This is a genomic window from Pseudomonas sp. PS01300 (genome assembly GCF_029960155.1).
Taxonomy (GTDB): Bacteria; Pseudomonadota; Gammaproteobacteria; order Pseudomonadales; family Pseudomonadaceae; genus Aquipseudomonas; species Aquipseudomonas palmensis.
In genome coordinates, this window is the sequence record NZ_JASCPN010000005.1 from 172,093 (window position 1) to 185,531 (window position 13,439).

At 64.5% G+C, this 13,439-nt stretch carries 12 protein-coding genes, 3 tRNA genes and 1 riboswitch; of the genes, 6 read left to right on the forward strand and 9 right to left on the reverse strand.

Annotation, left to right across the window (positions count from 1 at the left end; translation table 11 throughout):
* Positions 1–48: 48 nt before the first annotated feature.
* The gene (locus tag QMX96_RS05115; RefSeq protein ID WP_043864497.1) at positions 49–567 is read left to right on the forward strand and encodes a sigma-70 family RNA polymerase sigma factor; all 519 of its coding nucleotides are present in this window, start codon (positions 49–51) and stop codon (positions 565–567) included.
* Positions 564–1,511 carry a FecR domain-containing protein gene (locus QMX96_RS05120; protein WP_058541307.1) on the forward strand — a complete coding sequence of 316 codons (948 nt, stop codon included), beginning with the start codon at positions 564–566 and terminating at the stop codon, positions 1,509–1,511. Before QMX96_RS05115 ends, QMX96_RS05120 begins: the two co-directional genes overlap by 4 nt.
* Before the next feature lie 13 nt (positions 1,512–1,524).
* Here the strand turns inward: QMX96_RS05120 and QMX96_RS05125 are convergent, their stop codons facing one another.
* From QMX96_RS05125 to QMX96_RS05150, 6 genes are read right to left on the reverse strand one after another with little or no spacing between them, the layout of a single operon-like run.
* Positions 1,525–2,289 carry an ATP-binding cassette domain-containing protein gene (locus QMX96_RS05125; protein WP_058541308.1) on the reverse strand — a complete coding sequence of 255 codons (765 nt, stop codon included), beginning with the start codon at positions 2,287–2,289 and terminating at the stop codon, positions 1,525–1,527.
* Positions 2,290–3,300 carry an iron ABC transporter permease gene (locus tag QMX96_RS05130; RefSeq protein ID WP_282361304.1) on the reverse strand — a complete coding sequence of 337 codons (1,011 nt, stop codon included), beginning with the start codon at positions 3,298–3,300 and terminating at the stop codon, positions 2,290–2,292.
* Positions 3,297–4,079: an ABC transporter substrate-binding protein gene (locus tag QMX96_RS05135; RefSeq protein WP_052504327.1), complete on the reverse strand. Its 783-nt coding sequence runs from the start codon at positions 4,077–4,079 to the stop codon at positions 3,297–3,299. The genes QMX96_RS05130 and QMX96_RS05135 overlap by 4 nt, the downstream gene beginning before the upstream one ends.
* Before the next feature lie 50 nt (positions 4,080–4,129).
* On the reverse strand, positions 4,130–5,074 hold the full coding sequence (locus QMX96_RS05140; RefSeq protein WP_282361305.1) for a ChuX/HutX family heme-like substrate-binding protein: 945 nt from the start codon (positions 5,072–5,074) through the stop codon (positions 4,130–4,132).
* Between the two features lie 28 nt (positions 5,075–5,102).
* Positions 5,103–6,035: a ChaN family lipoprotein gene (locus tag QMX96_RS05145; protein ID WP_282361306.1), complete on the reverse strand. Its 933-nt coding sequence runs from the start codon at positions 6,033–6,035 to the stop codon at positions 5,103–5,105.
* Between the two features lie 17 nt (positions 6,036–6,052).
* The gene (locus QMX96_RS05150; RefSeq protein WP_282361307.1) at positions 6,053–8,461 is read right to left on the reverse strand and encodes a TonB-dependent receptor; all 2,409 of its coding nucleotides are present in this window, start codon (positions 8,459–8,461) and stop codon (positions 6,053–6,055) included.
* A gap of 269 nt (positions 8,462–8,730) precedes the next feature.
* On the opposite strand from QMX96_RS05150, the gene QMX96_RS05155 reads away from it, so the two are divergent.
* A complete protein-coding gene (locus QMX96_RS05155) occupies positions 8,731–8,916 on the forward strand; it encodes a hypothetical protein (protein WP_054915290.1) in 186 nt (61 codons plus the stop codon).
* A 100-nt stretch (positions 8,917–9,016) separates the two neighbouring features.
* Positions 9,017–9,409 (forward strand): RidA family protein, encoded by a 393-nt coding sequence (locus QMX96_RS05160; protein ID WP_282361308.1) that lies wholly within the window; start codon positions 9,017–9,019, stop codon positions 9,407–9,409.
* A gap of 99 nt (positions 9,410–9,508) precedes the next feature.
* Here the strand turns inward: QMX96_RS05160 and QMX96_RS05165 are convergent.
* The 3 genes from QMX96_RS05165 to QMX96_RS05175 all read right to left on the reverse strand — a co-directional run bounded on the left by QMX96_RS05165 (position 9,509) and on the right by QMX96_RS05175 (position 9,840).
* A tRNA-Leu gene (locus QMX96_RS05165) sits at positions 9,509–9,593 on the reverse strand.
* A gap of 53 nt (positions 9,594–9,646) precedes the next feature.
* Positions 9,647–9,722: transfer RNA gene (locus tag QMX96_RS05170), tRNA-His, on the reverse strand.
* A gap of 41 nt (positions 9,723–9,763) precedes the next feature.
* A tRNA-Arg gene (locus QMX96_RS05175) sits at positions 9,764–9,840 on the reverse strand.
* A gap of 285 nt (positions 9,841–10,125) precedes the next feature.
* Here QMX96_RS05175 and folD point away from each other — a divergent pair.
* Positions 10,126–10,980 carry a bifunctional methylenetetrahydrofolate dehydrogenase/methenyltetrahydrofolate cyclohydrolase FolD gene (gene folD, locus QMX96_RS05180; protein WP_054915292.1) on the forward strand — a complete coding sequence of 285 codons (855 nt, stop codon included), beginning with the start codon at positions 10,126–10,128 and terminating at the stop codon, positions 10,978–10,980.
* 137 nt (positions 10,981–11,117) lie between these two features.
* Positions 11,118–11,321: riboswitch (cobalamin riboswitch) on the forward strand.
* A 120-nt stretch (positions 11,322–11,441) separates the two neighbouring features.
* On the forward strand, positions 11,442–13,376 hold the full coding sequence (locus tag QMX96_RS05185) for a TonB-dependent receptor (RefSeq protein ID WP_054915293.1): 1,935 nt from the start codon (positions 11,442–11,444) through the stop codon (positions 13,374–13,376).
* The last annotated feature ends 63 nt before the right edge of the window (positions 13,377–13,439 follow it).

Sequence of the window (13,439 nt, forward strand, 5' to 3'; positions counted from 1 at the left end):
ATCTCGTTATACTCCGCAGCCTCATCAGCCCTGCACCGATCGCACTCGATGGAATCCAGCCCACACGCCCCTGCCAGCGCCCATGCGTACCTGCAGACGCTGTACACCGATCACCATCGCTGGCTACGCCAATGGCTGCGCAACCGTATGGGTTGCCCGGAGTCGGCGGCTGACCTGGCCCAGGACACGTTCCTGAGCATCCTGGCCTCCAAGGACCTGTTCAGCATCCGCGAGCCGCGCTCGTTCCTGTCCACCGTGGCGCGGCGCCTGATGGCGAACGTACACCGGCGCCGACTGGTGGAGCAGGCCTATCTCGAAGCCCTGGCCAACCTGCCCGAAGCCGTGGAGCCCTCGCCCGAGGTGCGCACCCTGGCCCTTGAAGCCCTGACCCTGCTGGACAGGCTGCTCGACGAACTGCCGGCCAAGGTCCGCGAAGCGTTTCTGCTGTCGCACCTGCAGGGTCTGAAAATCGCCGAGATCGCCGAGCGCCTGCAAGTCAGCACTCGCTCGGTGAAGCTGTACCTGGTGCGCGCCAACCAGCACTGTTTTTTTGCGCAACTGCCATGAGCACACCGCAACCGGCCTTCAAGCCCCGCACCACCCGTGAGGCTGCCCACTGGCTGACCCTGTGGATGGACGGCGACCTGCCGCCCGAGCAGGCCCAGGCCTTTGCACGCTGGCGCGCCGCCGACCCGGACAACGAACGCGCCTGGCTGCATATAGAAAGCCTGCGCGGTCGCCTGGCCGGGCTGGAGCCCACCGCCGGCTACCGCAGCCTCAGTCACGGCGGCAGCAGTCGTCGGAGGGTGGTCAAGGCATTGCTGCTGCTTGCCCTGGCCGGCGGCACCGGCGGCCTGGCCTACCGCGAGCCCTGGCGCAGCGGTGCGGGCCTGGCCTACCACAATGGCGCCAGCGCCCCTCGACACATTACCCTGGCCGATGGCAGCCAGCTGACCCTGGATGCCGACAGCACGGTGGAGGTGGACTTCACCCCCACCCAGCGCACCCTGCACCTGCGCAGTGGGCGGCTGCTGATCAGTACCGGGCATGATGACGCGCAGCGCCCCTTCAGCGTGAAGACCGCCCAGGGCAGCGTCCTCGCGCTGGGCACCCGGTTCGTGGTGCAGGTGCAGCCCGAGCGCACCGATGTGCAACTGTTCGAAGGCGCGCTGAAACTCAGCCCGCTGCACACCACGCCACAGCGGCTCAGTGCCGGTGAGCGCACACGCTTTACTGCCATGCGCATCGACGACAGCACCCGGGTGGGCCGCGAGCCTTCATGGGGCGTAGGTGCACTGGAGGCCGACGACATGCGCCTGGGGCACTTCATTGCCGAACTGTCGCGCTATCGCCCCGGCCTGTTGCGCTGCACCAGTGAAGTGGCCGACCTGCGCATCTCGGGGGTCTACCCGCTGGCCGACAGCGATGCGGTACTCGACGCGCTGACCCAGTCGCTGCCGGTCAGCATCAACCGGCGCTCGCGCTACTGGGTCACGGTCAGCGCCCGCTGAGGGAACTGGCCATTCAGCACGCCAACTCGATGCCCACCGCGTGGCCGGGCCCCGCCGTTACACTGACCTGAGCCCCGAACACCGTCTCGATGGTATGTGCATTCAGTACCTGTGCGGGGGTCCCGCTGGCGCACAACCGGCCCTTTTCCATCAGCCACAGCCGGTCGCAGTAGCGCGCCGCCAGGTTGAGGTCATGCAGCACGCACACCACCGCGATATGTGGCACGCGGGCCAGCCGGCGCAACAGGCGCATCAGATTCTGCTGCTGGCCGATATCCAGCGCGCTGGTGGGCTCGTCGAGCAGCAGCAGGCGCGGCGCCTGGCCCTCGGTGGGGCCCGCAGGGCTGATGGCCAACTGGTTCAGCGCGCGGGCGATGGTCACCCGCTGCAACTCGCCGCCCGATAGCGACAGCACGCCGCGGTCGAGCAGATGAGTGATGTCCATGGCCTCGACGATGCCGGCGCACGGCAACCCCGCATGCCCCTGGCCCAGCTGGATGAATTCGCCGACCTGCCAGTCGAACGCACTGTCCATGTGCTGGGTGACCAGGGCGCGGTTGCGCGCCAGCTGGCGCGGCGAATAGGCGCTCAACGGCTGATCGAGCAGCCGCACTTCGCCGCAGTCGGGCGTGATATAGCCGGAGATCAGCGACAACAATGTGCTTTTGCCTGCGCCGTTGGGGCCGATCAGCCCCAGTAGCTGGCCACCCTGTATGGCCTCGGTAACCGGGCTGAGGGCAAATGGCCGATGCAGGCCGACAGCGAGAAGATCGAGCATTCAGAACTCCCGGACCTTGCGGCCCAGCAACAACCAGAGAAAGTACGGCCCGCCGATCACGCTGGTGACCAGGCCGACCGGAATCTCGGCAGGGCTGAACAGGCTGCGCGCCAGGGTGTCGGCAAGCAGCAGCAGAATCGCCCCGCACAGCATCGAGGCCGGAATCAGCAGACGGTGGCCCGGCCCGAAGTACAGGCGCAGGCAGTGCGGCACCAGCAGGCCGATGAAGCCGATGATGCCAGTGAGTGCGACGCACAGGCCCACGCCCAGCGAGGAGGCCAGCACAATGCGATTTTTCAGGCGCTCGGCATTGAGCCCCGCCGCATGGGCAGACACCTCACCCAACTGGAACAGGTCCAGGTCGGCGGCGCTGCGCACCAGCACCAGCAAGGTCAACGGCAACACCACCAGCGCTACGCTCAGGGTCGACCACTCGGCACTGCCCAGGCTGCCCATGCCCCACAGGCTCAATTGGCGCAACTGTTCTTCGCTGGCCATGAAGGTCAGCATGCCGCCCACCGCGCCGGTCAGGGTATTGATCACCAGGCCGGCCAACAGCAGGGTGATGGTCGATTCGCGACCCTTGTAGCCGCGCCCGATGCGGAAGATCACCAGCGTTACCAGCAACGCCCCGACAAACCCGGCCAGAAACTGCCCATACAGCTCCAGGCCGGCAAAACGCCCATTGAACAGCACGATCCAGATCGACACCGCCAACCCCGCACCGCTGGCCTGGCCCAGCAGCGTGGGGTCGGCCAGCGGGTTGCGAAACAGCCCCTGCATGGCGGTGCCGCCTGCTGCCAGGGTCGAGCCCACCAGCACCGCCAGCAGCAGCCGCGGCAGGCGTACCTCGCTCCACACTTGCCATTCCAGCGGCGCGGGCAGATGGCCCAGCAGGATGCGCGGCGACAGGCCGATGCTGCCCACCAGCGAACACAGCGCCAGCAAGGCGCACAGGCCGGCCAGCATCAGCAACAGCGTGGGCAATGAGCGGGTGTACGAGCGCGTCATGGGAACAGCGCCCCGGCATCACGGCGCAGTTGCAGCATGGCCGCCACGGTGCGTGGGCCCAGGTTGAGCAGCGCCTGATCGTCCACCTGCACCAGGCGCCGGTGCTGACCGGCCGGGGTCAGCGCCAGGCCGCCGAGCTTCCACAGGTTGTCCTCGCCGCCCAGGGCCTGCAACCCGGCGCGGCTGATGATCACGAAATCCGGTGCAAGCGACACCATCGCTTCGGCCGCCACCTGCTTGTAGGCACTGAACGGCGCGCAGTTCTCGATGCCCGCCTGCTCCAGTGCGGCATGGGCTTCGGTGCCGCGCCCCATGATCAGCGGGATCATGCCCGCTCGATTGAAGATGAACAGCGCCCTGGGGCCCTTGAGCGGCGCCAGTGCAGCCAGCTCGGCGGCCAGACGTTGCTGCTCTGCAACCAGCGGCGGGCTCAGGGTTTCACGGTCGAAGGCCTTGGCCACCTGTTCTATCTTGCGTGGGATATCGGCGATGCGCTTGCCCCTGGGCACTTCGATGACCTCAACGCCCACGGTATCCAGCTGGCGCAACACCACGGCCGGACGCGCCGCATCGCTGAGCACCACCCGCCGCGGATGCAGGCTCAGGATGCCTTCGGACGACAACTGGCGCAGATAGCCCACCGACGGCAGGCGAGCCACTTCGGGTGGGTAGTGACTGGAATCGTCACGCCCCACCAACCGCGAAGTGGCCTGCAACTGCGCGGCAATCTCGGCCAGGTCGTTGCCGATGACCAATGTGTCGGCCTGATCGGCATGCACGGGCGCTGTACCTATTAAAAGAAGCAGGCACACACTCAGCAGCCGAGCGCTCATTGCCCCGCCTCCAACCGATCGAGCAACTCGCGCCAGGCTGGCTGTTCGGGCTGCCCGGCAGGGCGACGCCCGAACAGTTGCACGATCAGGCGCTGCTCGGCATCGAAGATCTCCAGGCTGTTGACCCCGCCTACGGCATTGGGTTTGTACACGCGCCAGGCTTCGGCTTCGACAGTGTCACGTATGCCGAAACGGGTTGGTGCGGCGTCACCGTCACCCGGCATGTCGAACACCAGGCTGTCGCCCTGCCGCGTGGCGCTGTCGAGCTTGCCGGTGTAGATCTGCGTGGAGCCGGGGCTATAGATGAAGACCATCAGTTCCAGCCCGCTGTCGGCCAGTTGCCCGAGCAGCGCCGCAGTGCCCGCGCTGCCGATACGCCGGGCAAACTGCGGGACCACGCCCTGGTTGCCCTGATAGCGGGTCAGGCCATGACGCTTGAGCAGCGCGAAGTGGTCATGCACATCCCCCATCGCTGCCCAGTCGTCGACCAGCCCGGCGACCTGTACATCTTGTTTGACCAGCGCCTCGCGCGGTGTGAAGTGCGGGTGCTCCAGGCTGCCCTGGGCATACAGCTCGGCCCACGCCTGCAGGTTCGAGCCGGGTAGCGACGCCAGGCGCAACAGCGGCGCGGCATGCCGGTCGAACACCCTCAGCTCGAAATCACCAGCGGCCTGGCCACGGGTGAGGCACAGCCAGTGCCAGGCGCGCAGGTTCAGGCGCAGGTCCAGGCCATCTTCGCCAAGCACCAGACCGACCTGGGCAACATCGTCCGACCGTGGGAAGCGCCCCACCTGGTCGAGGAATGCATGACTGGCCTGGGTCATGACCCTCAGCGGGCCAAGGTGATACAGCCGGGCCGCCACTTCGGCGGCAGGCAGGGCGAGGCTGAGGCAGTCATGCCCAAGGCGTTGGCGGAGGTCGCTGGCAGTAATAGCAGGCATGTGGGGATTCCTTGTGAGCAGAAAAGGTTCAGTGAAGGGGTGGCTGCAAGGGTGCGTCGCAGCTGGCAGCCGCCGGGGCAAGCGCAACGCCGTCGCCGTCCTGGCTGGGCAACAGCCACACGAAGTCGGCATCCTGCACGGCTGGGGCCTGGCCCTCCTCACCCAGCACCAGCACCTTCAAACCGGGATCGCGCGCGCCATGCCTGAGGTACTGGGGCGCGCCCTGGGACTTGAGGGTGTGCAGCACACCGGCGAACAACAGGCGCGGGGCCGGCGCGGCGTCGAGCACCTGGGCCATGCGCCGGTCGCGACCGTGCTGAATGGCGAGCATGGCGTTCAGTCGCGGCAGGTCGATCTCGCCACAGTGCATCTGCACGATGCGCTGACGCTGCACCTCGGCGATTGCCGCTTGCGGAAACAGGCTGGCCGCATCCGCGGGCGCGTCGGCTGCCACCTGCTTGCGTTCGCGGGAAGACAGGTTGCCGGCCAGCACCGGTGCCGGGGCCTGCATCAGTGCCTGCATCAACGGGCCGTATTGCTCCCAGCTCCAGCGCTCATCCCACTGCATGATCTTGCGCAGACGCGCCAGCCGCACGCGGTTGCCTGCGCCCAGCCACGCCTGCACATCGCCAACCGGGCGCTGCTGATCGCTATCGAGCATCTCGAGCACCACGGCGCCTTGCTTGCGCCGCTCGGCCAGGCCGGTGGCCAGCCACTGCTCGATCAGGTGATGAGCCACGTTGTCGTGGGTCTCCCCCACCATCACCGTGGGGGCTTGCGCCAGTACGTCGAGCAATTGCCCGGCATCGATCTGATGGCCGCTGCGAACATCAACGATCGCGCCCCAGCCGGGGATGTTGGCTTCGACACGGGCATAGGCGGTCTGGGCCGGCGGCGCATTGACCGTGGCGCAGCCGACGAGCAGGGCAAGGCACGCCCCAAGCAGGCAGTTCGTGTACATGAGAGGGTCCTGTGGGGTCAGTATTCGAACGTGACGCCGAACGAGGTGGTACGCCCACGCCCGGTACCGCGGTCCAGTGAGGCGGACATGATCGAGTCCACCGAGGCGTTGTAGCTGTAGGTCTTGTTCTCCACGTTCTCGACGTTGAAGAACAGGCTGACGTTCTGCTGCACCTGCCAGCTGCCGTAAAGGTCCCAGATCACGCCGGTAGACTGTGTCTTCCTGGTTTCGTACCAGTCCCAGCTTTCTTCGGCAGGGCCGGAGTACTCGCCGCGGGCGCCGAGCACCACGCGCTCGTCGAACCAGCGCGTGCCCAGGTCGAGGGTCCAGTAGCGGTCGGGCTGGCTGTTGATGTCTTCGAGTTCGATGCCCGAGGTGGTCGGCGCCTTGGTGGTGGCGCGGGTCCAGGAGAGGTTGGCGTAGACGAAGCCTGCGTCGTAGCGGCCCTCGATCTCGTAGCCGCTCATGCGCACCTGCTCGGGCCAGTTGACCCAGTTGGCCTTGGCCGAATATTCGCCGTCGTCATCGACGATGTCGAACGACTGCGGGGTGATATAGCCGTCGATCTTGCTGATGAAGCGGTTGACCTTGAGCTGGGCGTAGTCGTTGCTGCTGAACAGCCCGGCGCGACTGAGATTGAAGCCTAACTCGTAGTTGGTGGAGCGCTCCTGGCGCAGGTACGGGTTGGCCCCCACGCCGTCGGCATCGCTGGCATCGGCGGTCATCGGCACCTTCTCGAAGAACATCTCCTGCACCCGCGGTGCACGCGAGCTGCGCGACCAGCTGGTGTAGAGCTGCATCCAGTCATAGGGCTTTACGGCAAAGCCGATACGCGGGTTGAAGCTGTGCTCGCGGCGGGTGATGTCCACATCGCCCCCGCCGATACCCGTGCACTCGCGCAAAATCGAGCACTTGGGCACGTGGCCGCTGACCTTGTAGCCGTCGTAGTGCATGCCCAGGGTCATGGCATAGATGTCGTAGTCCAGCTCAAGGGTACTGAACAGGCTTTCGGTCTGCTGCTTGCCTTCGGGGTTGGCCCCGCGTTTTTCCGGCGTGTCGGCAACGAAGTCGTCGGTGTAGTAGCGCATGCCGTTGCTCCAGCTCGCTTCCACCGGGCCGAAGTTGAAACGGCTGAGGTTGGTGAAGTCGAAACCGTGGGCATCGTCGTGGGTCTTGCGGCCGATGAAGGTGGATTCCTCCACCGGCGGGTAATCGAGCTGGGTCTTGTTCTGGTAGGCGTTTACCGTCAGGTTCACCCATTCGTTGTAGGGCGTGTAGGCGTACTTGGCGCGGTAGGTTTCGTTGCGCAGTTCCCATGGGTAGTTGTGGTAGAACTCGTTGCGGTACTGCACGCCGCTGAGGTCCAGGCGGTGCAGGTCGTTGGGCTGCAGGCGCACCTTGAGCAGGCCCGAGCGCGGGCTCTGCTTGGTGGTGTCGTAGTGGTTTTCCTGGCCGGAGCTGGTCTTGTATTCGCCGGTTTGCGAACTGCTGGCGGCGGCGACGATGCCGTACACGCCTTCGCTATCCTCGGGACGGGTTCGTGCGCCGGCGGCGAGCATGCGCGTGTTGCCGTAACCGTTGTTGCCGGTGCGGTAGGTGCTGCGCACACCCACGCGGTGGTCGGGCTTGACGATGTCGTCGATATCGAAGGTGCGGAAGTTGGCAGTGCCACCCAGGGTATTGGCCCCTTCGGCGCCGTCCACCGCGCCGCGCTGCACGTCGACACCGGCCAGCAGGTTGGGGTCGACGAAGGCCATCGGCCCGCCCGAACCGTGACCGGCATTGTTGCGGAAGGTCTGGGTCACGCCGTCGATCATGGTGTTGACCCGCCCCAGGCCCGACAGCCCGCGGATGTTCACCGAAACCCCGGGCTGGCTGCGTGAATGCAGGGTGTAGGTACCGGGCATGGAACGCACCAGGCTGTTGAGGTCCTGGCGTTCGGCGTGCACTTCGCGGCTGCTGCGGATCACGCCCGGGCGCTCGCCCAGTGCATTGACCAGCGTGGGGCCCACCTCCAGTGCGCTGCGGCTCTGTTCCTCGGCGCGCAGCACGAAGCTCTTGTCCTTGAGCTGCACGATGCGCAGCCCGGTACCCATCAGCAGCAGGTCGAAGGCTTCCTTGCGGTTGTACTCGCCATCCAGGCCCTGGGTCTGGCGCTTGTCGGTCAGCTCCGGGGAAAAGGTCAGCATCACGCCGGTGGCGCCCGCCAACTGATTGAGTGCGGGCGCCAGCGGGCCTGCCGCAATCTGGTAATGCTTGCGTACAGCTGCGTGCTGAGCGGTGGGCGCCTCCATGGGCGCCGCCATTGCAACGCTGGCACCACTGACGGCAAGCGCCAGCACAGTAAGCGCGCCCTGCGCCGCCTTGAAAACACGGTGCCTGTCGGGCTGCTGGCCTGGATTTACGGTCGGCGCGATGCGTTTCACGTGAAGCTCCCTGGAACGTTGCAATGGTCTTGCAATAGAGGTCACGTGAGGCAGGCAAAAAGGGAAATGAAAATCAGTATTATTTTTAAAATCATTCAGCAGCATGCGCGCGGATAAATGTTGGAACAGTTCTGCCCGTGGTGTTCACGCGCCTACGGCGCAAAAGGACGCTATGCTTGCAGGGCCTTCCGTTGACGAACGGTGCCACAGCACCCGCACACGGAACGGCCGACTCGAGTGGCAGGGAGGCCGTGATAAAGGAACCGCACATGGAAAAATACCGATTGGCCGCTGCGCAGCTCGACGAGAGCCTCAGCAGAATTCGCGAACAACGCGATCACCTCCTCGCCCTGGGGGAGGCGGAGCAAGCCGCTCCACTCACCAGAATCCTCAACATCGTTCGACTGGAGCTTGAGCTGTCACCGGTAGGTGGGCCCAAGGCGACCAGGCATTGACGCGAGGGCACTGAAACGCGAAAGCCACCTTGATAGGTGGCTTTTCTGTTCTATAGAGTGGCGCGTCGCTTGATAGCCCTACTTCCCTGGACCCTGCCCCATGACTGATCGCCAGATTATCGTCCCCGACGAGATGAAATTGCTTTGCGAGCGTGCTGGTTATGCCCCCGCGGTAAAGGTGGGCAGCACCCTGTACTGCGCCGGGCAGGTGGGTCGAACGCCGGAGCTGGAGGTGATTGAAGACCCGGAGCAGCAGTTTCTGGCGGCCTGGGAAAACCTTCGCCTCGTGCTCGCGGCGGGCGGTTGCGGGTTTGACGACGTGGTCGAAATGACGACCTATCACATCGACATGCAACGCCATATGCCGCTGTTCAGGAGCGTGAAGGACAAGGTCTTTCCAAGGGGCACCTGTGCATGGACCTGCATAGGCGTCAGCGAACTCGCCCGACCAGGGTTGCTGGTGGAGATCAAGTGCATTGCGGTGCAGCGGTAGGTGCGGGTAAGGAGTAGAAGCCCAGAAACGAAAAAAGCCGCTCAAGGCGGCTTTTTCCGGGCTTCAACGCACTTCAGCGAAGGGCGGTGAAAGCATCTATGGTGCGGACGAAGAGACTCGAACTCTTACAGCTTGCGCCGCTGGAACCTAAATCCAGTGTGTCTACCAATTTCACCACGTCCGCGTGAAGCTTTTAAAGCAAAGGCGCCGGATTTTCATCGGGCGCCTTTTAGAATATGGGGTGGACGATGGGGATCGAACCCACGACAACAGGAGTCACAATCCTGTGCTCTACCAACTGAGCTACGCCCACCATATTGCTTTACTGCTTTTACTTGTGCCAGCTGCCTGTATTGGCGCACCCGGCAGGACTCGAACCTGCGACCATCCGCTTAGAAGGCGGATGCTCTATCCAGCTGAGCTACGGGCGCATATTTAATCTGCTTTCTGTTAGGATTACAAATTAACTTTTAGTCATACCGAACAAGCTATCAAAACCACTTATTCTGCCTGACCTTGCTAACCAGTGCTAGGCTCTGCCCGACAAGTGCGATGAATGTTATAGACGAGCGGCAAAGTCGTCAACACCTTTTTGAAAAAAATTCATTTTATTTAAGGGGTTAGGGGAATTGCCAGACCAAGCGCCTTTGCCCTGCGCCCCGGTCATGCGAGAATGCGCGCTCTTTTTATTCCCTCTCGATGGTTAATCACGCGTCATGACTGCACAACTTATCGACGGCAAGGCGATCGCCGCCAGCCTGCGCCAGCAGATCGCCCAACGTGTCGCGCAACGTCGCGAGCAAGGCCTGCGCACCCCCGGCCTGGCAGTGATCCTGGTAGGCAGCGACCCCGCCTCCCAAGTCTATGTTTCGCACAAGCGTAAAGACTGTGAAGAGGTCGGCTTCAACTCCCAGGCCTATGACCTGCCCAGCGACACCACCCAGCAGGCGCTGACCGACCTGATCGACCGCCTAAATGAAGACGCCGACATCGACGGCATCCTGCTGCAGCTGCCACTGCCGGCGCACCTGGATGCCTCGCTGCTGCTCGAGCGCATTCGCCCCGACAAGGACGTGGACGGTTTCCACCCTTATAACGTAGGTCGTCTGGCCCAGCGCATCCCGCTGCTGCGCCCGTGCACCCCCAAAGGCATCATGACCCTGCTGCACAGCACCGGTCAGGACCTGTACGGCATGAATGCGGTGGTAGTGGGCGCCTCGAACATCGTCGGCCGCCCCATGGCCATGGAGCTGCTGCTGGCCGGCTGCACCGTGACCGTGACCCACCGCTTCACCAAGGACCTGGCCGGCCACGTCGGCCGCGCCGACCTGGTGGTGGTGGCTGCCGGCAAGCCGGGGCTGGTCAAGGGTGAATGGATCAAGGAAGGCGCCATCGTCATCGACGTGGGCATCAACCGCCAGGAAGACGGCAAGCTGGTGGGCGACGTGGTCTACGAGACCGCCCTGCCCCGCGCCGGCTGGATCACTCCGGTGCCAGGCGGCGTCGGGCCGATGACCCGGGCGTGCCTGCTGGAGAACACCTTGTATGCGGCCGAAGAGCTGCACGGTTGACCCCGCTGGATTTAAGTTCCAGCGGCGCTAGCCACTAAAGGAACGGCACCTGAGAAGGTGCCGTTTTTTTTGGCCTGAAACAAACGCACGCTCGTCAGCAAAGGCCGTCAGGTTGACGAACGGTCATGACAATGGTCAGATGCGGCCCAGTTTCAGGTGCCTGCTGCCGCCGTGCAGCAGGTGAAACGGGAAGCCGGTGCGTCTTGCATGACTAGTCCGGCGCTGCCCCCGCAACGGTAAGCGAGTGAAGCATCCAACAGGCCACTGTGCGCAACGCATGGGAAGGCGGATGACTTCGAGCCTCGCAAGCCCGGAGACCGGCCTGCAAACCCACGACTGTTGAAAGGATGCGTTCAGTCATTTTGGCAAACCTGCGGTGGGCGGGCACGAGCCGGTATTCTGGCGCGCGTTCGCCGGAACCCTCCTGTGCGCTTCCCGAAAAATCCTTTTTCGAGAAGTAGATGAAGACACGTCGTTTTACCCTGATCGGTTGCCTGATCGGCAGCCCGGCCCTGGCGGCCAGCGAACCCCTGACCCTCGACCAGCAGATCGTTTCCGCACCCTCGGTGGAGTCCACCACGGTGGCCGAGATGGCGCGCTATGGCAGCAAGGTGGAGGTCGTGGACCGCGAGCAGATCGAGCGCGCCGGCCCCAGCGCCGACATCACCCGCGTGCTGCAGATGTTCGTGCCCGGCCTGTACGTGGCGCCCAAGCAGGGGCCGTTCGACTATGGCACCTATTCGCTGCTGGGCGGGCGCAACGACGACACGCTGATCATGCTCGACGGGGTGCGCCTGAACAACCGTCTCTACGGCGGCATCTATATAGACACCCTGCCCGCCGCCGCCATCGAGCGCATCGAGGTACTCAAGGGCGGCCAGAGCCTGCTGTTTGGCACCCAGGCCGTGGCCGGGGTCATCAACATCGTCACCCGTTCGGCCCATAGCCGCGACCCCTCGGGCCAGGTCAACCTGGGCGTCGACAGCTTCATGGGGCGCAACGGCGATGCACGTATCGAGCGCATCTTCAGCAACGGCCTGGGCGACCTGGGGCTGCTGGCCTACGTCAGCCACAACGTGTCCGAGGGCTACCAGCCCTACCACAGCAGCCAAATCACCTCGACGGTCAGCGACAAGAAGCGCAGCTACGAGGTCAACACCTTCGGCGCCAAGGCCGCACAAAGCCTGGGCGATGACAGCCGCCTGGAGCTGTTCTACCAGTACAGCGCCGCCAACCTGGACTTCCTGCGCCCGGACGCCAACCGCCGTACCACCAACGACCGCGTGCAGCAGATCGCCACGGCCACTTTCGAGCAGCGCCTGAACCCCGACTTCAGCTACTTCGTCAAAGGCCACATGAACGATTGGGATACGCGCTACACCCGCATCTACAACAACACCGACGGCAGCACCCGCACCCTCAACCACGACGACTACTGGGGCTTCAGCGACTGGGGCATGCAGGCCGAAGGCAAGGCCGTGCTCCCCGGCGAGCACACCCTGGTGTTCGGTACCGACAACCAGTGGTTCAAGGGCAAGGACGACGTGCTCAAGATCGATAACAACCAGGCCGAGGCCCATGCGCTGTATGTGCAGCTGCGCCCTGTCATCGACGCCCTGCCTGACTGGCACCCCAGCATCGGCGTGCGCCGCGAGCACCTGAGCGGCGGTGACAGTGCCACGGTGGGCATGCTCACCTCGCTCTACGACCTGACCGACCAGCTCAAGCTGCGCGGCCAGTTCGGCACCGCCTACAAGCTGCCCAACGCCGAGCAACTGTACGTCAACGAACCGGGCGACGAGATGGGCAACCCCAACCTCAAGCCGGAGAAGAGCCGCAATGCCGAACTGGGCCTGGACTACACCGGCCTGATCCAGGGCCAGCCTTACAGCCTGAGCGGTACGCTGTTCACCCGGCGCATCGAGGACCTGATCACCATCGTGGATGCACAATGGGTCAACGGCGATGGCGAGATCCAGGTGCGCGGCGTCGAGGTCAACGGGCAGTTCCAGCTCAGTGACCGCTGGCAGCTGGCGGCAGACATGACGCGCAACCTGAGCGAGTCGCGCAACGGCGCCACCCTCAACAACATTCCCGGGTTCTTTGCACGCAGCCGGCTGGGGTACGAGTCGGGTGACCGAATGTGGGGCGCAGGCGCGGCGGTGCGCTACATCGGCACGGTGAAAAGCCCGCGGGATGTGGACTACGGGCATTACACCGTGGTGGACGCCGATGCCTACCGCTACCTGGACGGCGCCCGCCAGCATCGCCTGAGCCTGCTGCTGGAGAACCTGCTGGACCGCGACTACACCACCAGCATGGACAGCGGCGCGCGCAAGGTGCAGAACCTGGGAAGGCCGTTCACCAGCGAAGTGCGTTACACCTACAGCTTCTAGAAGCAGCGCGGGTCAATCCCGCTCCCACAGGTGACAGATGAGCCTGTGGGAGCGGGATTGACC